General features: G+C 58.6%; 1 protein-coding gene and 1 pseudogene. Both read right to left on the bottom strand.

Annotation, left to right across the window (positions count from 1 at the left end):
• Nucleotides 1–370, bottom strand: a 370-nt coding sequence (locus ACXJKH_RS21450; RefSeq protein WP_457322405.1) for a UPF0758 domain-containing protein, incomplete at its 3' end; no start/stop codon positions are given.
• Between the two features lie 191 nt (nt 371–561).
• A pseudogene (locus ACXJKH_RS21445) lies at nt 562–846 on the bottom strand (Fic family protein); the annotation flags it as partial.

The following is an 846-nucleotide window of genomic DNA, read 5'->3' as shown; positions in this document are numbered from 1 at the left end:
CCTCATGGGGGCGCCCGCGAAGCCGCTGCTTGAAGTAGCGCATGGCTGTCTTGGGATCGCACATGCCTTCACCCAGGTCCAACTTTGCACGCAAATGGCGGTCGGCCAGTTCCAGTGCGGCGACCAGCTTGCAAGCCCGTGCCGGGCCGAGCCCTGGCAGTCTCCTCAGCTTCTGCGCGCTCATATCAAGCAATAGGCGCAGTGGGCCATGTTCCTTGAGGAGAAGGCGTGCGTTCTCCATGACGTCCAAGCCCTTACAGCCGGTGCCCATGAACAGGGCAAGCAACTCAGCATCCGAAAGCGCTGCTGGGCCACGCGCCAGTAGCTTCTCGCGCGGTTGCTCGTCCTTGGGCCAGTCTTTGATTGCCATGGCTCAAGTGTCGAGAAGCACGTATGCCCAGCCAATCAGACTATGCCGCGTCGTCTGATAAGGATTGCGCGTGGGCACAATTGGTGGCTGTTCGGCAGGCTGTTTGATCCAGTCAAAAACAATGATATTTCTACAGATATGCGGAGAGGATGCTATTGAAATTGGCTAGCCGCTCTGCAATAGCTACGTCCTCAGTCCATTAAAAGTCGCACATACCGCGCATACAAAAAGCTCTGGTTCCGCGCCCGCCCCGTCGTCTCCTCCAACACCCCCGCCACCTGCAATCCATTGATAGCCTTCGCCGCAGTAGGCGCACTCACCTCCAGCACCTGTGCTGCCCGATCAATGTTGATTCTCGGCATGGTCGGAAGCAGCTCGAACAACCGAAGCGTCGCCAACGTACTGGTACCCAGTGCAAGCACACGCTTGCGATCCTCGGCGATGCACGCGGCAAGGGCAACGATGCTGCTTTGCGC

The sequence above is a fragment of the Stenotrophomonas sp. P5_B8 genome (genome assembly GCF_054049855.1).
The sequence above is the reverse complement of the archived record's forward strand: the minus strand, read 5'-3'. Positions and strand labels throughout refer to the sequence as shown.